Source organism: Leptospira noumeaensis, assembly GCF_004770765.1.
GTDB classification, from domain to species: domain Bacteria; phylum Spirochaetota; class Leptospiria; order Leptospirales; family Leptospiraceae; genus Leptospira_A; species Leptospira_A noumeaensis.
In genome coordinates this window covers 501,845-522,784 of record NZ_RQFK01000026.1, presented here as the reverse complement: position 1 = coordinate 522,784, position 20,940 = coordinate 501,845, and the positions used below count along the sequence as shown (strand labels likewise).

The following is a 20,940-nucleotide window of genomic DNA, read 5'->3' as shown; positions in this document are numbered from 1 at the left end:
CGATATTCAAAATAGAAGATTATGTCTAAAACCGTAGATTTTCCAAAATGGGCCCTGTTTCTAAGCACACTCTGTGTTTTTTCCTCTCTTGCCGCAAATCCCATCACTCTCGCAAATTTGGAATATTCCAACCCTTCCTTAAAAAATCTTCGTTCGGAAATCAAAGAAAACTTAAGGATTTCCAAATCTGGTGTGAAACGAGAAGAACTCATCCCTTTGAAATACTATCAATACAAGGTAAAAAAAGAAGATAATTTTTTCAAAATCATGGCACGCACAGGAATGGATTTGGAAACACTTTCCTCTGTGAATGAATTAAGTTCTCCTCATGATTTATCACCTGGTATGGTTTTAGAAATTCCCAATATGCGCGGAACCTTTCATCCTGAAGAAGGAAACAGTGATGAAAAAACCAAATTAAAGTTAGCCGAAAAATATGATGTTGATTCCAACAAATTACAATTTGATCCAGAAAGAGGAAAATGGTTTTTACCCGGGATTTCAATGGGGAAATCTGAAAAATCTTTTTTTTATGGATTTGGATTTCAGTTTCCACTTACGGAAGCACGTATCTCTTCAGGTTTTGGAAAACGACTAGATCCATTTACAAAAAAAGAAACATTTCATGGTGGGATCGATTTGGCCGCCGAACAAGGATCAGATGTATTTGCCTCTATGGATGGTGAAGTTGTTTTCAAAGGCAAACAAGGTGGTTATGGAAATTTAATCATCTTAAAACATAGTTTGGGTTATGAAACTCGTTATGGACATCTTTTTGATTTTAGTATAAACGTTGGTCAGAAAGTAAAAAAGGGACAAAAAATTGGGGAAGTAGGACAAACAGGTAGAGCGACCGGTTCACATTTGCATTTTGAAATTAGAAGAAATTCAAAACGTGAAAGACCTATTTTTCGATCTCACTAAAAAAAGATTTTACGTTACTCATTGATTCTTGTAATTCTGGGAATCAATGGACTTTGAAATTTCCCAAGAAGTGGAAACACTTCGCAAAAACATCCAAAACTTCATCACAAATGAAATCATTCCTCTGGAAAAACATTATGACTATGAAAAAGGTCGAATGCCAGAAGACATCAACCAACAAGCGCGCGCTAAAGTAAAGGCCGCAGGTTTTTGGACACCTCATCTTCCTAAATCAGAAGGTGGATTGGGTTTAGATTTAATAGGCACTTGTATTATTTTTAGTGAACTGGGTCGTTCACCGATAGCTCCTTATATATTTAATTGTGATGCTCCCGATGAAGGGAATATGCATTTGCTTTCTTTGGCCGCCACGGAAAAACAAAAAAAACTCATCCTCCATCCACTCATCAAAGGTGAATTACGAACTGGTTTTGCTATGACAGAACCGGCGCCTGGTGCCGGCTCCGATCCCACCACCTTACAAACCAATGCTGAAAAACAAGGGGATAAATACATCCTCAATGGTCGCAAATGGTACTGCACAGGAGCCAATGGGTCTAAGTATTTGATTGTGATGGCAAAGGTGAATGGAAGTTTCCGCAAAACCACAATGTTCCTTGTCCCAACCGATGCGAAAGGATACACTATGGTTCGGGAAATTGAACTGATGGGTTCCCATGGGCCGGGTGGACACTGCGAACTTAATTTTGAAAACGTAGAAGTTCCCGAAGATATGATCCTTGGCCGTATTGGAGAGGGTTTCCGATTATCCCAAGAGAGGCTTGGTCCTGCTCGTTTGACTCATTGTATGCGTTGGACGGGAATGGCCAGAAGGGCTCTTTCGATTGCACGAAGTTATGCGAAAGAAAGACAAGTCTTTAGTTCAAGAATTGCCGACCACCAAGGAATCCAATGGATGTTTGCGGAACGTGCCACAGAAATTGAAATGGCTTTCCTTCTCACATTAAAAGCGGCTTGGTTGTTAAAAACCGGAAAGGATGCTCGCCAAGAAACTTCTATGGCAAAATGGAAAGTCAGCGAATCTCTCTGTAACACGATTGATATGGCAATTCAAATTTGTGGGGGTAAAGGTTATTCCAGAGATCTTCCGTTAGAATTGTTTTACAGGGATGCAAGGGCGGCAAGGATTGCAGACGGCCCCTCGGAAGTTCACAAAATGGTGATTGGTAGAAATTACGTTTCTGAGAAGTGGGACTTTTAGAAATCCATGGAGATCAAAGAACTACAGGAAAAAGTAGAACTCCACTTATCGACGGTTTGGAAAGATGAAGTTAAAGTCTCGCAAATCCATCACCTCAGTGGAGGGGCTTGCCAAGATAATTATTCATTGGACTTGGTTTCCAAATCCGGTAAACAATCGTTAGTTCTAAGAACTGACAAAGGTGCCAGTTTACTTTCTTCTTTGTCCAAACGAGATGAATTCAAAGTAGCAGAACTTGTCTACAAAGCCGGTGTCAAAACTCCCACTCCTGTATTTCTGGAAGAAACTCCCGAGGTCATTGGTTCCCCTTTTTTTCTTATGGAAAAAATTGGAGGCAAAGCCACTGGCCGTTACATTACCAAAGATAAAGAACTAGATTCCTATCGTAAAACAAAGATGGTAACTGATCTGGCAGAAAACTTAGCCAAACTCCATACAGTCAAACCTGCATCTGTTTCCGATGAAGAACTAAAACAAAAACTAAAAATTGTTACAAAAGACAATTATGCATCCATTGCTATTTCTGATCTAAGACAATCGTTAGACGAACTTCCGGAAGCACATCCGGCCATTGAATTATGTTTACATTGGTTGGAATCCAATGCTCCTTCAATTGATGAAATTGTTTTGGTTCATGGAGATTTTCGTACGGGAAATTTTATGATGAATGCCGAAGGACTCCAAGGAATATTAGATTATGAATTTGCTCACTTTGGTGATCGTCATGAAGATATTGCTTGGTTGTGTATGCGTGATTGGAGGTTTGGTCGCCTAAACAAAGAAGTCGGTGGTTTTGGTGATCGCAAAGATTTTTATGCAGCTTACCAAAAAACTTCCGGTATTCCAGTCGATCCTTTCAAAGTAACTTTTTGGGAAATTATGGGCAATGTTCGTTGGGCCATTGGAAGTGCCCAACAAACAGAAAGACATCTTTCCGGCAAAGACAAAGGCATTGAACTTGCAGCCATTGGTCGCAGAACGGCAGAGATGGAATGGGAAGCGATGCGACTCATCGAGGAAATTAACAATGCAATATAGACCAGAAACAAAGGAACTCATTTCCGCCATTCAAGACTTTTTAATGAAAGACCTGCTTCCTAAGTTGGAAGGAGATGATTTGTTATCATACAAAACATTAGTTTCTTGGAATATGTTGGGAGTGATTGCCAGAGAAACCGAATCTTCTGAATTCGAAGGGGATTGGAATCGTATTTTAGAACTAAATTTAAAAATTTCTAAATTAGAAGGCGACTTTGATAAAATCAAATTCTCAAGTTTAAGTCGCAAAGAAAAATACAAGCTCCTGTTAGATTGGAATCAAGAATTTGCCAAAGAAATTCGAAACCAATCTCAGAACAATCCAGGTTTCGATATAAAGCCGGGAAGTATGGTTTGGAATTTTGCAAAAAACCAATTAAAAGAAACACTGAGCGTTTCCAACCCGAGGTTTCAAACATAAATGTCTCTATTGTATCTGGTGCGCCACGGACAGGCAGATCGTCTGGGAAAAAACTACGACCAACTCACAGAACATGGTTGGAAACAAGCCAGGTTACTCGGCGAATATTTCAAAAACCAAAGAATCGAATTTGATTCCGTATATACGGGAACACTCAATCGTCAAAAACAAACCGCACAAGGAATCATCGAAAGTTTTTCAAAGGATCAGTTTTGTATTCCGGAACCAGGGGTAAATTCAGCCTGGGACGAATTTGATTCCAAAATGTGGCTCGGTCTTGCAGCTAAGATTCGTCATGCGAATGATAACTTTGCCAAATTATATGAATCTTATAAAAAAGCCTGGGAAGAAGGAAAAGAGGAAACGAGAGATTATTTCCAGGAACTCATCCAAATTGTTTTGAATGATTGGGTTCATGGAGTTTGGGATCCTGTAGAACCCTATACTTTTCAAGAATACGTGGAAAAAGTTTCTTTTGGACCAAAGGAAATTCCAAAAGATGTAAAAAGTACACTTGTTGTTTCTTCGAGTACACCCATTGCGATTATGATGGGTCTATCTTGTAAAATGCAACCGGTTGAGTTCCCGGTCTTTATGAAATCGATTACCAATTCTTCCCTCAGTATTTTTAGAAGAGAAAAAGATCATTGGGAACCTGTAAGTTGGAACAACACACCTCATTTACAAAATCCTGATTTGGTTACCTTAGTATAAACTATTGAGCAAAAGAAGAAAGCAGTTTCATTCTATTTTTTGCTTTTTGTCCCCAACCGGTTCGTGGAAAATTTTTATACAAATGTTCCATAGCTGCCAGTTCTTCTTCGTTAGTTTTACTTTGGCGAACTGTAATTTTTGGTTCTTCTTGGAATTTAAAATCAACAGTGACATGAAAACTTCCAAGAAACACAACGGTTCCCGGTTGTAGATCCACTCGAGATTTTTCAATGTCCTTTCTATCAAAATCGATATCAATTTTTGTAGGTTGTTTGGTACTACCGAAAGCAAAGTCGGATGCACCACGATTCAAAAGATGTACGGCATCATGAATTTCATATTGCCCTTCTTTTAAATTTTGAAAGTAATAGTAGTGTTCCGAACTTTCATTGTATTCAAAAGTTTTCTCCCCTTTTTTTAGGGTTACCTTTTGAAACCTTGGATCTATCAATTCATCTAAAATCATCTCGTCTTTAACAATTGTCATGTGGACAATGATAAGACTGCTCTGTGCATTTTTAGGACCAAAACTGGAACATTCTGGAAATAAATAGGTAATTAGAAATAAAATCAAAAGTTTTCGAAAGATTCCCGAAGTGATCTTTTCAAACTTTGAAATTTTTTTCTCCGATGGATTTGATTCTCCACCGGTATCAGCTTTTTTATCTAAATGATCATCGTAAGAATTAGAACTCATTGATTTTTATTACCTTAACCCATTGGGTATTGGATCTTCTTAGAAACAAGATTGATTTCCGATAGAATTTCCTCAGACAAAACGACATCTGTTGCTTTTAAAGATTCTTCAAGTTGAGCTACCGTATTGGCCCCGATGATAGTGGACGCAACATAGTCATGTTGTTTGCTCCAAGCAACAGAAAGAACGGTAGAACTCATTCCATATTTTTCCGCAATTTTCATTAGTTCTGCAGTCGACGCCAAAGTGTTTTCATTTAGGAATCGGCTGGCCATTCGTTTTTGTCTCTCGCCCTCGGCCATATAACGAACAAATCTAGAACCTTCTGGAGGAACAGATCCGTTGTATTTTCCTGTGAGGACTCCACCAGCAAGTGGTGAGTAAGGTAATAAAGATACACCTTCTTTTCGACAAACTTGCGCTAACTCATCTTCGAAACGACGATTCAGAATTGAAAAATTATTCTGAATGGAATCATACCGAATCAGATTGTATTTGTCTGAAGTCCAAAGGCTTTTCATTAGCCCAAAAGAAGTTTCATTCGAACAACCGGCATAACGAATTTTTCCTTCTTCTTTCAGCTCAGTCAGTGCTTCCATTGTTTCATCATAGGGCATGTCATGGTCTGGCCAATGGGTTTGATACAAATCAATGGTCTCTACACCTAATCTCTGTAAGGAACCTTCAATCGCACGGCGGATATGGTATTTGTCTAATGCAGTTTTTCCTTCGCGGAGTGGGGGACTAAACCAACCGTGGCCAGGACCCGCCACCTTTGTTGCGAGAATGATTCCATCACGAGGTTTTGTTTTGAGCCACTTACCAAAAATTTCTTCCGTTCTGTGAACCCAAGATTTTTGAGGAGGAACAGGATAAATCTCCGCAGTATCATAAAAATCGATTCCGGCATCGTAAGCACGATCTAAAATACGGAACGCCTCATCTTCGTTACACGAGGAGCCAAATGTCATGGTACCCATACAAATTTCGGATACCACCATTCCTGTTTTTCCAAGTCTTCGTTTTTTCATGTTATTTTTTGATCAAAAATGTTCTGAATTGATTTTTGGGATCACTCCATTCAATGACATGATCCTTTACTTTTGCTTTAGTGGGTCCACGTTGCATGGCTCTGTACAAATCTTCTATAAAAAGTTTGTCACCTTCTACAACCGCTTCTACTTCCCCATTGGGTAAGTTTTGAGTATAACCTTTGAGTCTCATCTCTTGGGCTTTTTGGAGGATATAGTAACGAAATCCGACCCCTTGTACAAATCCCCGTACTAATATTCTCGCTCTTGCTTCTTCTGATTTTCCCAAAGATAGTCTCCTTTCTAGAACTTACTTGGATTTTGAATTCTCTGCAATGTAATTTTGGATGGCAGATTTAAAAAGAGGAACAAACTTCGCATACACTTCTTTTTTGAATTCCACAACTGATTGGATGGTATCTTCGATTTCCATAAACTGTATGGTTAAAAATTCTTGTTCGTGGTGGACTAAATCACATTCTTCCAAAGTCCCATCCCAATAGAACAAAATCCATCTTTGTAATTGGCCACGAAATTTTTGGAGATGGGAATTGAGACCGAGGGAGTTGGGAAAGTCGTAAGGAATCCAATCAGGATATTCCGTTACATAGGTTGCTTTTTTGACCCCAATTTCTTCATATAATTCTCGTTTAGCGGCCTCTAAATAATCCTCACCTTCATCTATCCCACCTTGTGGGAATTGCCATGAACCTGGGAATTGTACTCGTTCCCCTACAATCACTTTTCCAGAAGAATTAAAAACCACCATGCCTACGTTTTTGCGGTAGGGTTTGTCTGTCATAATCCTTAGAATGTCTCCATCATCCATTTTCGCAAGAAATTCCTTAATTTTTTGTTTCTCCGCTAGTCCGAAGTTCCAATCTTGGACTTAGGAAGTATTATGAAGATCATTTTGGTTCGTCACGGTGAGGCTGAAAACGCAAGTCCAACCATTTCTGATTCGCAACGAGATCTAACCGACAAAGGTGTCAGTGATATTCATAAAATCGGAAGATTTATTAAAAACTCTGCTTTATCAGTTAAACAGGTATATTATAGTCCTTATAGAAGAACCAAACACACAGCAGAAATCTTGTCGGAAGAATTAAAATACGGCTGCCAAATGTTAGCCTCAGACGACCTAGTTGCTGGAAAAGGTTGTACTGACATTATTTCCTGTTTAGTAAATTTTACAAATTCCGACACAGTTTTGTTAGTTGGTCATAATCCAGACATCACTTATTTTGCCGCAAAACTTTTGGGAAATTCAGGCGCTGCTGAAAATTTAATTTTTCAACCTGGTTCCACCATCGCCATCAATGTAGCCAGGGAAAAATTTGCACATGGTCAAATTATCTGGGCCATTTCACCAGACAATCTCGGACTTTGAATTCTTAATTTATCAGTAAGACTTGACCCAACATAGTTGGTAAGGTTTTTGGATTTCAGAACACGGGGTGTAGCGCAGCGGTAGCGCACTTGTCTGGGGGGCAAGGGGTCGCCGGTTCAAATCCGGTCACTCCGAAGTTCAGTTTAAAAAACCCAGCAGGCCTGCGAACAAACCTGCCGGAAGAAAATTCAGGATGGTGAGATACAAAAAAACTAAAAACTTAAGAAGGTTTGTTTTCGTTTCCTTCTTTTACTTTATCTAAATACTTAACAACATTATCTTTGATTTCGTCAAAACGAACGATTCCCCAAGCAACACCCATTTTTACTTTTAAGGCATTATCACTAGTATCACTTTCACCTTGTTCTTTTAACTTTTGAAAGTTGGTTTCGAATTTGCTTTTTTTCTCGTTTAGGTCAACTACCAGTTTCTCCCAGACTTCTTTGGAAGTTTTAACGGCGCCAATCCCAGCATTTACGATATCTTGTAGCTTGTTTTCCACATTGCTCATCGGATGTTACTCCTTATGTTTCCATTATTTTGCAGTGCACAATAATGTCTAGAAAGATTTTTCTGGAGGAATCTGAAATCCTGGGCTAAAATGGTCGGATGCGCGTAAAAACTCTATGGACTCTTCTTTCCCTTTCGACCCTAGTTTTTCTGTTTGTGAACTGTAGTAGCCCTATCCAAGAAAAACCTATCTCTGGATGCGAACGAATTTCAGGAACTCCTGGCCCTGAAGATTTGGATCTCATCCGTGATACTTCCACTGTCATTGTTTCGTCCCATGAACGTCGCAATGGGCTAAAAGACATTGGAGCTTTGTTTGAGGTTTCGTTGGCAAATCCGAATGGAAAGTTAGAAGCCAAAAAAATTGAAACGAATTATCCTGAAAACTTTCGTCCACATGGAATTAGTTATGCGAAAGTGAAAGGTGTCGATACATTGGCTGCCATCTCGCATACGTTAGCCGATGAGAATCCACATACCATTGAAATTTTCGAAAGATCTGCATCAGGTAAATGGTCACATACAAAAACTTTGAGTGATCCCACCCTTACAAGTCCCAATGATATTTTTATGAACGAAGCCGGAGAAATTTTTACTTCTAACGATAATGGAACCAGCAATACCTTTCGTAAGTATTGGGACATGATCATCCGAAGTGGTCGGGCCGATATATCTTATTATGACGGAAAAACATTCCAGGCGCTAAATGTTCCCGTGATGTTAGGAAATGGAATTTACATTCGTAAAAAAGGAAATGATGAGTTGTTGTATCGATCCGTATTTTCAGAAAAAGCCATTCGGGTCTACCAAGTGGATCGAAGTGCAGGAACGATAAATCTCAAGTATTTGGATTCCATAAACATCGGTGCCGGTCCTGACAATATTTTAGAAGATGAAAATGGAATGTTGTGGCTTGCAGCCCATGATTCCACTTATAAATTCATTCGTCACGTAATGAACCGAACCAATTTAGCACCCACTCGTGTTTTCAAAATCAATCCAGAAACAAAAGAAGTTACGGAAGTGTATGCCAATGAAGGGGCAGAAATTTCTGCAGGTAGCACGGGACTTGTTTTTAAAAACAAACTTTTGATTTCACAAGTGTTTGAAGATTTCCTTTTGGTTTGCCCAAGGCCGTAAAGAAATGATTTTTAGTTAGATTTTGGATACGATGGTCTTGGGTAGGCTGTCGTATTTGTGTTTAACGGGGCTTCGTTGTTGATACTTAGCAGCAAAAGATAAAATATTTATAAACTTGTAAAACGTTCCGATTCAATGTCTAAATTACGTTTATTTTTCCTTACATCATTTTCATTGATTGCCTTTGCAGCAAATTCTCTTCTCTGTCGATTGGCTCTCAAGGGAACCGAAATTGATGCATCAAGTTTTACCAGTATAAGATTATTTTCAGGAGCTTTTACTCTTTGGTTATTAGTTTGTATAACTCAGAGACAAACTATAATATCAGGGAATTGGAAATCAGCTTTTGCATTATTTGTTTATGCTGCTTGTTTTTCTTTTGCTTATGTAGGTTTGACTGCCGCGACAGGTGCACTTTTGTTATTTGGTACAGTTCAAATTACGATGATTGGTTTCGGAATTTGGAAGGGCGAAAGGTTAGATTTTACAAAATTTTTCGGAATTATATTAGCATTCGGAGGTCTGGTTTACTTGTTACTGCCTGGGATTTCATCTCCTTCATTGTTTAGTTCAGTATTCATGATGATAGCAGGTCTTGCATGGGGTATATATTCGCTGCGCGGTGGTGGAAGCAAAAATCCAACTGCTACCACTGCTGGAAACTTTATCAAGGCTGTCCCTTTTTCAATTATATTAAATATTTTTACATTCGAAAAAATCAATATAAACAGTTATGGGTTTATATTTGCCATTTTGTCCGGTGCCCTAGCCTCCGGTGTGGGATACGCAGTTTGGTATTCTGTGTTGCCATTTTTAAAATCCACCAAAGCTTCTGTAATACAGTTAATTGTTCCAGTGATTGCCTCTTTAGGTGGAGTGATTCTTATAGCGGAGCCATTAACATTAAGAATAATTGTTTCATCTGTTTTGATTCTATTCGGTATTGCTCTTGTATTCTTTGATAGATTTCAATCGACTTTAAAATCTTAGTTCTTCTCTACACCACTATGAAATACATCGCACTACTCAGAGGAATCAATGTCGGAGGAAACAGAAAGGTCGAAATGAAAAAACTTCGAACGCTTTTAGAGTCCTTGGGATACACAGAAGTTTCTACCTATATCAATTCAGGGAATATCATTTTTGAATCAGAAGATGATAAAAAAACAGTTCTTCTAAAAATACAAAAGGCTTTTGAGATAACTTTTGATTTCGAAATCCCCACTCTTGTGAAGACAGAAAATGAAATGAAAAAAATTGCGAATGCGATCCCGCGAGGATGGCAAAACGACGCCACTCAAAAGACAGATGTTGCGTATTTATTTCCAGAAGCCGATTCCAAAAAAATCATTGAGGAACTTCCTCTCAAAAAAGAATTTTTGGAGATTCGTTACATTAAAGGTGCTATCATTTGGAATATCAAAAGAGAAAATTTGAGCAAAAGCCAACTAACAAAACTAATTAGTCATAAATTGTATAAAGGGATGACAATACGAAATGTAAACACCGCCAGGTTTCTAGCAGGAGAAAAAGAGTAAAAAAATAAAACAGAACTGATTTTCTTTTTTAGTGATCAGTGGAAAGTTACGTTTCTAAATGGATCACTATCTCAACCGAGTCCCTTCAATACTGCTTCAATCGTATCCACTAACAACGGTTCTCTATTTTCATCCGAATGTTGTGCCACAAGTTTCGGGTGCGTGAAAGCAGTCCCTGCAGAGATCAAAATTTCTGCCACAAGGTTTACATCACGTTTTTTGATTTTTTTTTGGTTAATGGCTTCGGTAACCAACTTCGACATTTGGGTGTGCATATTGGATAAATGAGTTTGGATGAAAGGTTTGGACTCTTCCGCGGCCATATCGAATGCTTTATACAATTCTGGATCTAGTTTCACTTTTTCCAATTTCATTCGGTGGAGGTTTTGAAACCAAGTAAGGATCTTTTGGATGGGGTCTCGTTTTTCTTTTACAAGCAAATCCTGTTTTTCATCTAATTTCACAAGCCAACGTTCGGAAACAGCATCAAAAAGAGCTGTTTTATCTTGAAAATGAGAGTAGAGGGCCGCGTGGCTAATCCCCATTTCTTTGGCCACATCTACCAAACGAACCTTTTCAAAACCCTTAGCCCGCATTTCGCCTATGGCAATTTCCACTGCTTTGTCTTGGATTTCCGTAGCTGTGAGACCGGTTCTTGGCATAGGGAAAGGATCGGATTTGGAACCGGGTGGTCAATCTCAAATTACAAAATGAAAAAAATGTTAGTTTTAAAACTTACGGACTTGACTTTTTGTAACTTACAAAATATCATAAATGTAATCAAGGAAACGGTACAAATTTATGCAATTGAATGGAAATACAATCCTCATCACTGGGGGAACAAGTGGGATCGGCCTTGCTCTCGCCAAACGATTTTCCGATTTAGGCAATCAGGTTCTAGTCTGCGGAACCAGCGCAAAGAAAATGGAAGAGATCAGGAAATCTTATCCTAAATGGGGAACATATCTTTTTGATATCTCTCGCCCAGAAGAGAGGGAAAAGTTGTTTCAACAAACCACAAAGGATTTTCCTGATCTCAATGTGTTATTCAATAATGCAGGCATACAAAGGTATCCAAAACTAAATGAACTAGAACCTTGGGCAGACTTAGGAAAGGAAATTGATTTAAATTTAGGAGCTCCAATCCATCTCTCTATGTTATTCGCTAAACACTTGTTTGCAAAGAAAAATGCAGCGATTTTGAATACAACCTCTGGATTGTCACATATTCCTTTGGCTTATGCGCCTATATACAGTGCGACAAAAGCGGCCTTACATTCCTTCACTTTGACACTACGATTTCAGTTTCGTAACCAACCGATTGAAGTGATTGAGGTTTCGCCGCCAATGGTGGATACAGATTTAGGAATCCCTAACACACATACGGCGGGACTAAACTTAGATGAATATGCTGATAGTGTTATGGAAGGCTTGCGAAATGGAAATTTAGAAATCACCACTGGATTTTCTACCGTCTCTGCTAATGCAAGTCGGGAACAAAAGAATGAAATCTTTTTGTCTATGAACCAAGCAAGGAGTGTTTCAAACTAAAGATCGACCCACAAAGGCACAAGCGATGGCGTCCCATGAGTCGTCGTGGCCTTTCAGATCTTTAAATCCTAAAATCATTTGGATTGCTGCTCTAACTTCTTTTTTCGTGGCATTCCCTTTGGCGGAGATTCCTTTTTTGATTTGTGTGGCGGTTAAAGAAACAACCGGTATTTGTTTTTCTCCGAGGGAGAGTAGAATGACCCCGCGAGATTCGGAAACTTTCATCCCGGTCGTCGTGTTCTGAACAAAGAACAGTTCTTCTACGGCCGCAATTTCTGGCTGGAATTCTGAAAGAATGTCCATCAGTTCCTTTCGAATTTGGAGGAGGTTGTCGGGAGAAGGAGTCTTCGGAGCCACTTCAATCGTCCCGTAAGTTAAAAGCGCTGGATTACGACGTAGGCTCTCAGGAAACGAAAGAATCGCATACCCTACACGGTGGGATCCAGGATCAATGCCTATGATTTTCAATAATTTCTTTCCTTAACCCCAACTTTTGTCCAGTTTGAACCTCCCCGACCCAAAACCTAGTCTAAAAATGAAAATGACAAGGTACTTTCTTTCCGTATAGTGGAAGAAAACCACCGCAGGAACGTTAAACACATGACCGCAACGGCAGTGAAACTCGAAAAATCCCAGGCGGAGAAGGCTCTTAGTGCCCAAGCCGCCCTCCTTAATGAAGTTACCAAACGACTAGCTCAGAAAAATTCCGATAACGGCAAAGTATCCGTAAGCAAAATGGACAAAACACAACATGTGTTTTATCAATTGGCTTGGATGACGGCTCAACAACGTGTTGCTGAGAACTTTATCGTTTATGCTTGGGATGCGTCCAAGGGAACTGGTGAAATGGAACAGAAAATGGCTCTTACTTTTGTAGCCGAAACTGTTTCTAACATTCGTTCTGAACTGGCAGCTCGCCCTGCTGAATATGAACTCACATACCAAGAACTATTCTCCAAACTTTTTTCTGATGAGATCAATGCTTACGTTGAAGCTGCATCAAAAATGGAAAACTACGAAGCCATTGTAGACAAGATCGTTGATCTTGGACACTTCGGTGCGTACGGACTTTCCGAAGACCATGAAAACTTTCGCGGAATTTTCAAAGATTTTGCTGAAAATGTAGTGGTTCCACATGCAGAACATGTCCACAGACATGACGACCTAATCCCACAAGAAATCATCAACGGTTTAAAAGACATGGGTTGTTTTGGACTTTGTATTCCAGAACAGTTTGGTGGAATCCAACCTGATGACCGTCCAGATAACATTTCTATGTTAGTGGTAACGGAAGAACTTTCTCGTGGTTCACTCGGTGCTGCAGGGTCACTCATCACTCGTCCAGAAATTATGTCTAAGGCTCTCCTCAAAGGGGGAACCGAAGAACAAAAAAATAAATGGTTACCACTACTTGCTTCCGGTGAAAAATTCGCTGGAATCATGGTAACAGAACCTAACTACGGTTCTGACGTTGCCGGAGTTTCTGTAACAGCAAAAGAAGTAGACGGTGGATTTGTAATCAACGGTGTAAAAACTTGGTGCACATTTGCAGGTTATGCGAACCTCCTACTTATCCTTTGCCGTACAGAATCTGACCCAAGTCTGAAACACAGAGGTCTTTCCATCCTACTGGCTGAAAAACCTTCTTTTGATGGCCATGAATTCAGTTACAAACAAGACGGTGGCGGAACCATCCAAGGAAAAGCAATCGGAACTATTGGTTACCGAGGAATGCACTCTTACGAAGTATCTTTCGAAGATTACTTTGTTCCTAAAGAAAACCTTCTTGGTGGAGATGCTGGACGAGGAAAAGGCTTCTATTTCCAAATGGAAGGATTTGCTGGTGGACGTATCCAAACAGCAGCTCGTGCCAATGGTGTGATGCAAGCAGCTCTTGAAGCAGCTCTTCGTTATTCCCAAGAACGTAAAGTATTCGCAAAACCAATTTACGATTATACTTTAACAAAGTTCAAAATTGCGAAGATGGCAATGATTGTCCAAGCAACTCGCCAATACACAAACTATGTAGCAACACTACTCGATGAACACAAAGGTCAAATGGAAGCAACACTTGTTAAGTTGTATGCATCCAAAATTGCTGAGTGGGTCACTCGAGAAGCAATGCAGATTCATGGTGGTATGGGTTATGCGGAAGAATATCCTGTATCAAGATATTTTGTTGATGCTCGTGTATTCTCTATCTTTGAAGGTGCGGAAGAAGTAATGGCACTTCGTGTAGTTGCGAAAGACTTACTTGACCAAGCATTAGCTTCTTAATTAGAAACCAAAGTTGAGTTCTTTGTCGAATGGGTGTAATATCCATCGGCAAAACAAAGGAAAAAGCCCGAGAAATCGGGCTTTTTTTATGCCTAAAGACAGGGATATGATGGATGATAGGCATTTTCATTTTATCTTGAACTATTCTCATTTGCTTGTAGATTTGCATTCTTCAGGTACGTCACAAAAATACTGGATCATGTATACATAGCCATCAATGTTCGTACAAATATTAACGCCTAATTTTCGATAACGTTCGGCATCTGGACTTTTTTCGCATGCAAGAACAGTGGTAAGTAAACATTCATAAGACTTTTTCTTTTCTTTGTCACAATTTTTATTCACCTTAGCAATTTCAGAACCACAACTTGATAATAATAAGGCTAAGAAAAGAACACAGTACCTTGTTTTTCTCATCTGTTTATCTATCCATTTTAAAAAATTTCAGTTAATTTGTTAAACATGATGACTAAAATCACATTTATAATTTAGAGCAAATGACTCTTGTTTTACGAAAGAATTCTGTTTCTTTGGAACTAGTCTACATTAAATCTAACTTTCCAGAAAAACAATTTAGAATCTGACTTTACTTAAGGAAGATGTTTTTGAACCTTGGATGGCCCGATATGTAAAACTGGCAATTTATTAAAATTTGGATAGAATATAAAAGTATAAATTTGTATCAAATTTCAATTTTAATGTCTAATATGAGTAATAAAATCTTATCTATGTTAATTGTAATTTTGTTTTACCGATGCTTACAACGTTAGTTTCATGAGAGTTCACAGTATTACCAATTGGAAGATTAAAATTTAAGTAAATATGAATCTAAAATTAATTTCTCCTTTTCTTATTTGTTTGGCTTTAAATCTTTCTTGCAAAACACCGATGCCTGAGTTGAGTTCGGAAGCTAAAATTTCCAAAAATAAAATGATTTCTATTCGATGGACAACTACGGATCCAATTTTAGCCAAAGTATTTAATGAAATTTTTCCAGTACCACCGGCCATCCTTTTAGATGAAAATGCAAATGTAGTTGATTTAACAACAGTTCCTCTCGCAGAACCAAATCCAGACCATGCCCCCAAACCAAAACAAGAAAAACCAATCAATCCTAACGAACTGCCAAGATGGGAACGTGGATTTGAGTTGACCAATATAGAAAACCTTACCATTGTCATCCGAAAAGAAAGTCAAAAACCATTTTATAGTATTGGAGCCAGTCTTCTCGCATTGACAATGTTATATTATGGAACGATGGAAACCGAAGCGGAACTAGTTTGGACATCAGGTGAAACCAATTTGCATCGAATTTCATTTTTATCTACTCATGAATCTATTTGGGCCCCCATGCCATTTTATATTGGGACTGTGTCGAGTATCCTTTCCCCTGCGTTCAATTCTAACCGTTACCCTTCTATTTTACAGAGATATTGTACGCAAGAAAAACCAAGTAAACTAAGAGAGTCATTAAACCAGTCGCAATCAGACAACTGTAAAGAATATGAAACTTTCTTAAAAAGATTATTCCTTCAAAATTATGACAACATTCATTTGCAATTGAAAGAATGGGAACAGAGAAACCAAGATTGGTTCCAACCATAACTAAGGGACAATTCATTTGATTCAGATAAAAAAGATCATATTCCATTACTTTCGTAAATTCGTTGTGATTGGATCTTTCGTTTTCTTGTTTACTACTCTACCTCTAAAAGATCTAAACTCGGTTTCTATTCCAAAAGAAAACTGGAATTTAGTGATGTATGGAGGGATTTTTACCACTACCGATTTGATCCCCATTGTGTTTCGTCAAAAAACTGACTATAAAGACTCTTATATTGGTAGTATAGGAATCTCAAGGCCTTTTGATTATAGGATTCGTTGGTTTGATTTTTTGTGGGAAGGTAATGTTACCAAACATTTCGGTGAGATGAATCATTGGGAAGTAAATGGATTTTATATCGTAAAAATTGACAGGATGTATGGTTCTCCATTCAGTTTATCGTTAGGTGAAGGGTTGTCTCTTGCCTCCGAAAATCCAAAATTAGAAAATAAAGCCAAAGGATATTATCTGGATGGTTTACAAAAGGATGCCATTGAATCCAGATCCTTACTTAACTATATGATGGTGGAATTTAGCTCTTATTTACCTTTCGAAAGAAAAACTGAAATATTTTTACGAGTCCATCACAGATCAGGAATTTTTGGTCTGTATTGCCCGCCGGATCCCAATTGTGGATCGAATTTTGTCAGTTATGGATTTAGGACTGCGTTTTGACTTCAAAGAGAAACTAACAAAAGTTTACTGAGAAGCCAAAATTTCGATTCGGGATATCTAAATAAATCGGCAGTTTATACTAGTTTTTGATAGGTTCTTTAATCCAATCAAATTTAGCATCCTTATGTTTTCCCTCTTCCACTAAAGTTTTTAAATTCAATAGTGATTCATAAGGTGTGTCTGTTAAAACTAAATTGATCACCGATTGGGGAACGGATCCACCTGGTTCAAAGTGAGCTTGGTACTCAATTTTTAGTTTTCCATTGGCTTGCGGAATGATTCGCCAAACACCTTCAAAGTTTTCCATACGAGTGACTCCAGAAGGAACTGCTTTTGCATTGGAATCAAGCCGTTTGATTTTCATCACGGTTGCTAAAGTTTTTTCGTTTTGTTCAAAACTTCGATCCATAATCAAATCTCGATCATTCACTGGCCAAGGTGCACCATTACGAAGATAAACCACGGACTTTTTTTCTGAACCCGATAGAACGGTGAGTTCTTTACATTGGTGATAAAGATTTTTACAAGAACTTGGGTCGGTCAACAAAGTGATGACTTGGGAAATAGAAGCATCCACTTCCGTTCGTCCTAAAAATTCATCTAAGTTAGAACCGGCAAAAGGACGAGTGAATACTTGGATTCCCTTTTTCTTTTTAGACTCGGACCATTCTGGTGACTGAGCAACAAGATTGGATACATTGGATAGGATAGAAATTCCTACCAAAGTGAGTGTGAGGATTTGTTTTTTTGTCATGGTTACTTTCCTATTTGAGTATGTATGAGTGGTCGCACCGTTTCTGCAAAGAATAATGAGGTTGAGGAAGCTGGTAACAAATTCAATCCATTTTTTCTTCCAATATTATTGACTGCTAAGATGGCCATATAACTTCGATTTTTATCTACCCATGGATAGAATCCGTTGATTCCAATGCTATGAGAAATGAGGTCTTTGTCACATTCGGCTGGGACATCCGTTGCGGTACAAAACCTCCAGTTGCCGAGACCGTACTGCCATTTGTATCCGAACGCCGAAAACTGGGAGTATCCAATCTTTGCTCCTTGGTATTGGTCAGCTAAAATTTCTGTCACCGAGGTAGTGGATAAAAAATTGGCGATATTTCCTCCTGATGCATTTTTTGCCGTTCCGTTTGTGAGAAGTGCATTTAGCATTCTCGCATAGTGTTCTGGAGAAATGGAAAGCCCATAAGCACCAGATAAACTTCCATCAGTTAGATCACTAGAGCGAATGTTTCCGCTCCAAACCGCTTGGTTTGCATCCCATCCCAGAGGAGTGAGAATGAGTTGGGTGAAAATGGTAGTCCAAGTTTTTCCACATGATACCTCTAACATACGTTGTGCGACTGCCATATGATTGGAATTGTATTGGAATAAAGCACCTGGTGTTCCTGTGGATTGGTCGCGAATTTCGTTCACACAAGTATCTTTTTGTGTCCCTGTGGCTCCAACGGGTAGGGTAGAAATACAAGCGACTTGTCCAGATCCATTTCCCCCTCCCGCATTCAAACCCGAGGTAAAGGATAATAATTGGCGGAGTGTGATGGTTCCTTTGGTGCCTGTCCATCCAAGAATTTCACCCGTGGTTCGGCTTAAAGATAATGTCCCTCCAGTGGCACAAGTACCTGTTGTTACTGTTCCACAGTTTGCATAAGTCCCACTATTGGAATTACAATCAATGGCACGCATAGCAGTAATGGCAGTCACCCATTTAGAGCCAGAAGCAATCGGACGGTAGCTGCTATAATCTAATATAGATTGCCTCGCATAAATTCTGTTACCTGTGCTATCATAAACTTGAAAACTGGCGCCTTCATCTGTAGTTTTCGCATATTGATCAAAACAAGTATCAATACTAAAACAAGAACCGGCAATCCCTGCGAAAAGTAAGGATTGTGCACCTTTATCTGTAGAAACTGATTTTTGGCAATTTGCGAAAAAGCTAAATGATAAAAGAGATACTAATATTAAATAAAATTTGAATTTCATAAAACTCCTCACTTAAAAACGAACCGGTTCGATTGTGATAATTTTCCCTGTTTTTTCTAAATCACAGGAAGCAAATTCTGGGAGTAATAATGCATCCCGTACCACTCCCCCAACAGTTGTTAAACTATCATAAACACTACCCAGGACTAAAGCACCTTTAGTACGAATATCTGATTCACATTGTAAAACGGAAGATTCCATATAAGACTGGCCATCCTGGATATCCGCGAGATAGGAATAAACGGCCTTTGTCAAAAATCCGTTGATGAGTAACAGTGGAGAAATTGGTCCCTGTCCTCCTTTCATTCCCGTTTGGGCCAACCAATACCCAGAAGCAGTGGATTCAGCCTCAAAAACGGCATCGGAAATTCGTTTTTTTGCTTCTGAACCTTTGATCGCGCCGTAAGTAGGAATTCCAATTCCTTCTGTCACCACACAATTTGTCAAAAAGACAAAGAAAAGAATGGATAGAAAAATTTGTTTCATGAGATTTTTATCCTTAATAGAGAATGAAACGATCTGTAAACTTTTTCTTTCACCACATGGTTCGGATTCCCGAGCCAGAACTTATGGAAGACCCTACTCAAGTAGAATCTTACGATAAGGCTGACTTTGAAACGGCTCATTCGTTTCTCATTCGTAAATTTCAAGACAGACTTCCCCAAAGGTTTTTACCTGAATCCATTTTGGATTTAGGATGTGGCCCAGGTGATATGTCTTCGAGATTGTATTCACAATTTCCGAATGCAAATTTTACGTTTCTAGATGGTTCCGAATTCATGTTGGATCTTTGTAAGAAGCGTATTGACACACTTGTGTCAAAAAAAAGATACAATAAAATTAATTTTAAAAAAGAACTCGTTCAGGACTTTGTTCCCGAATCAACTTATGATTTGGTATTTTCAAATTCTTTATTACATCATTTGTTAGATCCTTTTGAGTTTTGGGGTGCGATTCAAAGATCTATTCATAACGATAGTTTTATATTCATCTCTGATTTGATACGACCTGATTCTCTGAATCAAACCAATCAACTAGTAGAACGTTATGCGAACAATGAGCCGGAAGTGTTAAAGACAGATTTTTATAATAGTTTGCTTGCGGCGTATCGACTGGAAGAAGTAAGAGAAATGTTAGAGATCGTGAGGTTGGATCAAAAATTAAATTTGGAACCAATCACAGATCGTCATTGGATTTGTTATTCTAAGCCAAAACTTTGAGTTTTTAAACAGAAACAATTTTTTCGAGTAACCAATCATTCACTGGGATCTCTTTGTTACAAAAAATACAATGAGTAACATCCAATTCTGGAAATGAGGCACCACAATTTTGACAACTTGTTTCTGAAAAACCAAAAGATGGGGTTTAGTTTTTTTTCAGAAGCAGCACTACAACGAACTTCGCGAACAATGGTTTTTGGCGTAGACTCCATGTCCCATTCTACAAGGTGACAAGATCCGATCCATCGAATTGAACATGAACTTTGTATTGGTGTGTCCGTGTAGCAAAGTAAAGATCGAGAGAAGGGCCAGTGTTAGCGGTGTAAGATGAAGATCGATAAGAATCTCCCATCCCTGGCCTTGCCTCTAAAGATAAGAAAACAAAGTGAAAATATAGGAGGATGCAGAATCGATTACACAAGGTATTTTTTTTCGACTCTGACTTTGTCCATATGGCTGATTTTTAATTCGACCGATAGATCTTCCAAAAAACGTATTTCTTCCTGGTTTAGAGAACCATCGGAGGCAACAATACAGACGGCGTCTTCAAAAAAATTCAATGCATATTCATCGTTATCCGAAACCACTTTGGTAATGGTTTTCATCGGGAGTGGATTTTCGAAGGTTTTGGAAAGGATTTCTAAAACTTGTTTTTTTTGCGCTTGGAATCCACTGAGGAGGCAATCGGGTTCAAACAGTACGTTCACAAGTTCGCCTACAATTTCCCCTTCTTTCTTTTTGAACTGTCCGTCTGCATGACAAGCGTAGGACCATAAACTTAAAAGCACTTTGGCATATTCAATATGAAGGTCACTTTCGATGTCCAGAGTCGATTTGATGGATTCCGGATGTTTCTTTTTGTTTCCCTTGACTTGTTTCAAATTTTGAACGATTTTCTTTGCCATAACAATCAGGAATTTTATTGTCTCGGATTCTCTCTTCAACTTCATTTTTTTGCTCTTTTCTTGATTTTTCCCAAAAATGG

The 20,940-nt window shown here is 38.7% G+C and carries 25 protein-coding genes and 1 tRNA gene; 15 read left to right on the top strand and 11 right to left on the bottom strand.

Translation table 11 applies throughout. The features are described from left to right. Positions 1-21 precede the first annotated feature (21 nt). The 5 genes from EHQ24_RS10605 to EHQ24_RS10585 are packed head-to-tail and all read left to right on the top strand — an operon-like array spanning position 22 to position 4,319. Positions 22-924 (top strand): LysM peptidoglycan-binding domain-containing M23 family metallopeptidase, encoded by a 903-nt coding sequence (locus tag EHQ24_RS10605; RefSeq protein ID WP_135601610.1) that lies wholly within the window; start codon positions 22-24, stop codon positions 922-924. Between the two features lie 46 nt (positions 925-970). Continuing rightward, the gene (locus EHQ24_RS10600) at positions 971-2,146 is read left to right on the top strand and encodes an acyl-CoA dehydrogenase family protein (RefSeq protein WP_135601609.1); all 1,176 of its coding nucleotides are present in this window, start codon (positions 971-973) and stop codon (positions 2,144-2,146) included. A 6-nt stretch (positions 2,147-2,152) separates the two neighbouring features. Continuing rightward, a complete protein-coding gene (locus tag EHQ24_RS10595; RefSeq protein ID WP_135601608.1) occupies positions 2,153-3,184 on the top strand; it encodes a phosphotransferase family protein in 1,032 nt (343 codons plus the stop codon). Further along, positions 3,174-3,605: a hypothetical protein gene (locus EHQ24_RS10590; RefSeq protein WP_135601607.1), complete on the top strand. Its 432-nt coding sequence runs from the start codon at positions 3,174-3,176 to the stop codon at positions 3,603-3,605. Before EHQ24_RS10595 ends, EHQ24_RS10590 begins: the two co-directional genes overlap by 11 nt. Next, positions 3,606-4,319: a histidine phosphatase family protein gene (locus tag EHQ24_RS10585; RefSeq protein WP_135601606.1), complete on the top strand. Its 714-nt coding sequence runs from the start codon at positions 3,606-3,608 to the stop codon at positions 4,317-4,319. It begins immediately after the preceding gene. 1 nt (position 4,320) lies between these two features. On the opposite strand, the gene EHQ24_RS10580 is transcribed toward EHQ24_RS10585, so the two are convergent. From EHQ24_RS10580 to EHQ24_RS10565, 4 genes are read right to left on the bottom strand one after another with little or no spacing between them, the layout of a single operon-like run. Next, positions 4,321-5,016: a hypothetical protein gene (locus EHQ24_RS10580; protein WP_135601605.1), complete on the bottom strand. Its 696-nt coding sequence runs from the start codon at positions 5,014-5,016 to the stop codon at positions 4,321-4,323. A gap of 14 nt (positions 5,017-5,030) precedes the next feature. Then, the gene (locus EHQ24_RS10575) at positions 5,031-6,047 is read right to left on the bottom strand and encodes an aldo/keto reductase (protein WP_135601604.1); all 1,017 of its coding nucleotides are present in this window, start codon (positions 6,045-6,047) and stop codon (positions 5,031-5,033) included. A gap of 1 nt (position 6,048) precedes the next feature. Beyond that, a complete protein-coding gene (locus tag EHQ24_RS10570) occupies positions 6,049-6,336 on the bottom strand; it encodes an acylphosphatase (RefSeq protein WP_135579934.1) in 288 nt (95 codons plus the stop codon). 21 nt (positions 6,337-6,357) lie between these two features. Then, entirely contained in the window at positions 6,358-6,876 is a 519-nt protein-coding gene (locus tag EHQ24_RS10565) for an RNA pyrophosphohydrolase (RefSeq protein WP_135601603.1), read from the bottom strand. 72 nt (positions 6,877-6,948) lie between these two features. Between EHQ24_RS10565 and sixA the strand changes: the two genes are divergently transcribed. Both sixA and EHQ24_RS10555 read left to right on the top strand, forming a co-directional pair. Further along, entirely contained in the window at positions 6,949-7,437 is a 489-nt protein-coding gene (sixA, locus tag EHQ24_RS10560) for a phosphohistidine phosphatase SixA (RefSeq protein WP_135601602.1), read from the top strand. 63 nt (positions 7,438-7,500) lie between these two features. Beyond that, a tRNA-Pro gene (locus EHQ24_RS10555) sits at positions 7,501-7,572 on the top strand. A gap of 85 nt (positions 7,573-7,657) precedes the next feature. Here EHQ24_RS10555 and EHQ24_RS10550 read toward each other — a convergent pair. After that, positions 7,658-7,948 carry an LIMLP_16025 family protein gene (locus EHQ24_RS10550; protein WP_100789028.1) on the bottom strand — a complete coding sequence of 97 codons (291 nt, stop codon included), beginning with the start codon at positions 7,946-7,948 and terminating at the stop codon, positions 7,658-7,660. Positions 7,949-8,046: 98 nt separating this feature from the next. Here EHQ24_RS10550 and EHQ24_RS10545 point away from each other — a divergent pair, with 98 nt between their 5' ends. The 3 genes from EHQ24_RS10545 (at position 8,047) to EHQ24_RS10535 (ending at position 10,625) form a co-directional block, all read left to right on the top strand. After that, the gene (locus EHQ24_RS10545) at positions 8,047-9,087 is read left to right on the top strand and encodes an arylesterase (RefSeq protein ID WP_135601601.1); all 1,041 of its coding nucleotides are present in this window, start codon (positions 8,047-8,049) and stop codon (positions 9,085-9,087) included. Between the two features lie 135 nt (positions 9,088-9,222). After that, positions 9,223-10,077 carry a DMT family transporter gene (locus tag EHQ24_RS10540; RefSeq protein ID WP_135601600.1) on the top strand — a complete coding sequence of 285 codons (855 nt, stop codon included), beginning with the start codon at positions 9,223-9,225 and terminating at the stop codon, positions 10,075-10,077. A gap of 17 nt (positions 10,078-10,094) precedes the next feature. Further along, positions 10,095-10,625: a DUF1697 domain-containing protein gene (locus tag EHQ24_RS10535; protein WP_135601599.1), complete on the top strand. Its 531-nt coding sequence runs from the start codon at positions 10,095-10,097 to the stop codon at positions 10,623-10,625. A 71-nt stretch (positions 10,626-10,696) separates the two neighbouring features. Here the strand turns inward: EHQ24_RS10535 and EHQ24_RS10530 are convergent, their stop codons facing one another. Next, complete coding sequence (locus EHQ24_RS10530; RefSeq protein ID WP_135601598.1) at positions 10,697-11,287, bottom strand: TetR/AcrR family transcriptional regulator; 591 nt, start codon at positions 11,285-11,287, stop codon at positions 10,697-10,699. Between the two features lie 139 nt (positions 11,288-11,426). On the opposite strand from EHQ24_RS10530, the gene EHQ24_RS10525 reads away from it, so the two are divergent. After that, positions 11,427-12,176: an SDR family oxidoreductase gene (locus EHQ24_RS10525; protein WP_135601597.1), complete on the top strand. Its 750-nt coding sequence runs from the start codon at positions 11,427-11,429 to the stop codon at positions 12,174-12,176. Here the strand turns inward: EHQ24_RS10525 and EHQ24_RS10520 are convergent. Then, positions 12,168-12,644 (bottom strand): crossover junction endodeoxyribonuclease RuvC, encoded by a 477-nt coding sequence (locus tag EHQ24_RS10520; protein WP_135601596.1) that lies wholly within the window; start codon positions 12,642-12,644, stop codon positions 12,168-12,170. The genes EHQ24_RS10525 and EHQ24_RS10520 overlap by 9 nt on opposite strands. A 132-nt stretch (positions 12,645-12,776) precedes the next feature. Between EHQ24_RS10520 and EHQ24_RS10515 the strand changes: the two genes are divergently transcribed. The 3 genes from EHQ24_RS10515 (at position 12,777) to EHQ24_RS10505 (ending at position 16,731) form a co-directional block, all read left to right on the top strand. Continuing rightward, positions 12,777-14,453 (top strand): acyl-CoA dehydrogenase family protein, encoded by a 1,677-nt coding sequence (locus tag EHQ24_RS10515; protein WP_135601595.1) that lies wholly within the window; start codon positions 12,777-12,779, stop codon positions 14,451-14,453. 822 nt (positions 14,454-15,275) lie between these two features. Then, complete coding sequence (locus EHQ24_RS10510) at positions 15,276-16,058, top strand: hypothetical protein (protein WP_135601594.1); 783 nt, start codon at positions 15,276-15,278, stop codon at positions 16,056-16,058. A 16-nt stretch (positions 16,059-16,074) separates the two neighbouring features. Next, positions 16,075-16,731: a hypothetical protein gene (locus EHQ24_RS10505; protein ID WP_135601593.1), complete on the top strand. Its 657-nt coding sequence runs from the start codon at positions 16,075-16,077 to the stop codon at positions 16,729-16,731. Positions 16,732-16,810: 79 nt separating this feature from the next. Here EHQ24_RS10505 and EHQ24_RS10500 read toward each other — a convergent pair whose 3' ends face one another. Genes EHQ24_RS10500 through EHQ24_RS10490 form a run of 3 tightly spaced genes read right to left on the bottom strand, consistent with a single transcriptional unit; the run spans position 16,811 to position 19,221 of the window. Next, positions 16,811-17,485: an START domain-containing protein gene (locus tag EHQ24_RS10500; protein ID WP_135601592.1), complete on the bottom strand. Its 675-nt coding sequence runs from the start codon at positions 17,483-17,485 to the stop codon at positions 16,811-16,813. Positions 17,486-17,487: 2 nt separating this feature from the next. Next, positions 17,488-18,735, bottom strand: coding sequence for a serine hydrolase domain-containing protein (locus EHQ24_RS10495; protein ID WP_135601591.1), 1,248 nt, complete (start codon positions 18,733-18,735; stop codon positions 17,488-17,490). 12 nt (positions 18,736-18,747) lie between these two features. Beyond that, complete coding sequence (locus tag EHQ24_RS10490) at positions 18,748-19,221, bottom strand: TIGR04452 family lipoprotein (RefSeq protein WP_135601590.1); 474 nt, start codon at positions 19,219-19,221, stop codon at positions 18,748-18,750. 23 nt (positions 19,222-19,244) lie between these two features. Here EHQ24_RS10490 and EHQ24_RS10485 point away from each other — a divergent pair, with 23 nt between their 5' ends. Continuing rightward, complete coding sequence (locus tag EHQ24_RS10485) at positions 19,245-19,955, top strand: class I SAM-dependent methyltransferase (protein ID WP_208725748.1); 711 nt, start codon at positions 19,245-19,247, stop codon at positions 19,953-19,955. Between the two features lie 413 nt (positions 19,956-20,368). Here EHQ24_RS10485 and EHQ24_RS10480 read toward each other — a convergent pair whose 3' ends face one another. Further along, positions 20,369-20,860, bottom strand: coding sequence for a TerB family tellurite resistance protein (locus tag EHQ24_RS10480; protein ID WP_425270092.1), 492 nt, complete (start codon positions 20,858-20,860; stop codon positions 20,369-20,371). Positions 20,861-20,940 lie beyond the last annotated feature (80 nt).

What these genes read in the sequence shown, in the direction of transcription:
- EHQ24_RS10480 (WP_425270092.1), bottom strand. Translation starts at nt 20,860, where the DNA reads ATGGCAAAGAAAATCGTTCAAAATTTGAAACAAGTCAAGGGAAACAAA.
- EHQ24_RS10495 (WP_135601591.1), bottom strand. Translation starts at nt 18,735, where the DNA reads ATGAAATTCAAATTTTATTTAATATTAGTATCTCTTTTATCATTTAGC.
- EHQ24_RS10535 (WP_135601599.1), top strand. Translation starts at nt 10,095, where the DNA reads ATGAAATACATCGCACTACTCAGAGGAATCAATGTCGGAGGAAACAGA.
- EHQ24_RS10600 (WP_135601609.1), top strand. Translation starts at nt 971, where the DNA reads ATGGACTTTGAAATTTCCCAAGAAGTGGAAACACTTCGCAAAAACATC.
- EHQ24_RS10485 (WP_208725748.1), top strand. Translation starts at nt 19,245, where the DNA reads ATGAAACGATCTGTAAACTTTTTCTTTCACCACATGGTTCGGATTCCC.
- EHQ24_RS10575 (WP_135601604.1), bottom strand. Translation starts at nt 6,047, where the DNA reads ATGAAAAAACGAAGACTTGGAAAAACAGGAATGGTGGTATCCGAAATT.
- sixA (WP_135601602.1), top strand. Translation starts at nt 6,949, where the DNA reads ATGAAGATCATTTTGGTTCGTCACGGTGAGGCTGAAAACGCAAGTCCA.
- EHQ24_RS10490 (WP_135601590.1), bottom strand. Translation starts at nt 19,221, where the DNA reads ATGAAACAAATTTTTCTATCCATTCTTTTCTTTGTCTTTTTGACAAAT.
- EHQ24_RS10580 (WP_135601605.1), bottom strand. Translation starts at nt 5,016, where the DNA reads ATGAGTTCTAATTCTTACGATGATCATTTAGATAAAAAAGCTGATACC.
- EHQ24_RS10540 (WP_135601600.1), top strand. Translation starts at nt 9,223, where the DNA reads ATGTCTAAATTACGTTTATTTTTCCTTACATCATTTTCATTGATTGCC.
- EHQ24_RS10510 (WP_135601594.1), top strand. Translation starts at nt 15,276, where the DNA reads ATGAATCTAAAATTAATTTCTCCTTTTCTTATTTGTTTGGCTTTAAAT.
- EHQ24_RS10530 (WP_135601598.1), bottom strand. Translation starts at nt 11,287, where the DNA reads ATGCCAAGAACCGGTCTCACAGCTACGGAAATCCAAGACAAAGCAGTG.
- EHQ24_RS10595 (WP_135601608.1), top strand. Translation starts at nt 2,153, where the DNA reads ATGGAGATCAAAGAACTACAGGAAAAAGTAGAACTCCACTTATCGACG.
- EHQ24_RS10605 (WP_135601610.1), top strand. Translation starts at nt 22, where the DNA reads ATGTCTAAAACCGTAGATTTTCCAAAATGGGCCCTGTTTCTAAGCACA.
- EHQ24_RS10585 (WP_135601606.1), top strand. Translation starts at nt 3,606, where the DNA reads ATGTCTCTATTGTATCTGGTGCGCCACGGACAGGCAGATCGTCTGGGA.
- EHQ24_RS10525 (WP_135601597.1), top strand. Translation starts at nt 11,427, where the DNA reads ATGCAATTGAATGGAAATACAATCCTCATCACTGGGGGAACAAGTGGG.
- EHQ24_RS10515 (WP_135601595.1), top strand. Translation starts at nt 12,777, where the DNA reads ATGACCGCAACGGCAGTGAAACTCGAAAAATCCCAGGCGGAGAAGGCT.
- EHQ24_RS10590 (WP_135601607.1), top strand. Translation starts at nt 3,174, where the DNA reads ATGCAATATAGACCAGAAACAAAGGAACTCATTTCCGCCATTCAAGAC.
- EHQ24_RS10565 (WP_135601603.1), bottom strand. Translation starts at nt 6,876, where the DNA reads ATGGATGATGGAGACATTCTAAGGATTATGACAGACAAACCCTACCGC.
- EHQ24_RS10545 (WP_135601601.1), top strand. Translation starts at nt 8,047, where the DNA reads ATGCGCGTAAAAACTCTATGGACTCTTCTTTCCCTTTCGACCCTAGTT.
- EHQ24_RS10550 (WP_100789028.1), bottom strand. Translation starts at nt 7,948, where the DNA reads ATGAGCAATGTGGAAAACAAGCTACAAGATATCGTAAATGCTGGGATT.
- EHQ24_RS10500 (WP_135601592.1), bottom strand. Translation starts at nt 17,485, where the DNA reads ATGACAAAAAAACAAATCCTCACACTCACTTTGGTAGGAATTTCTATC.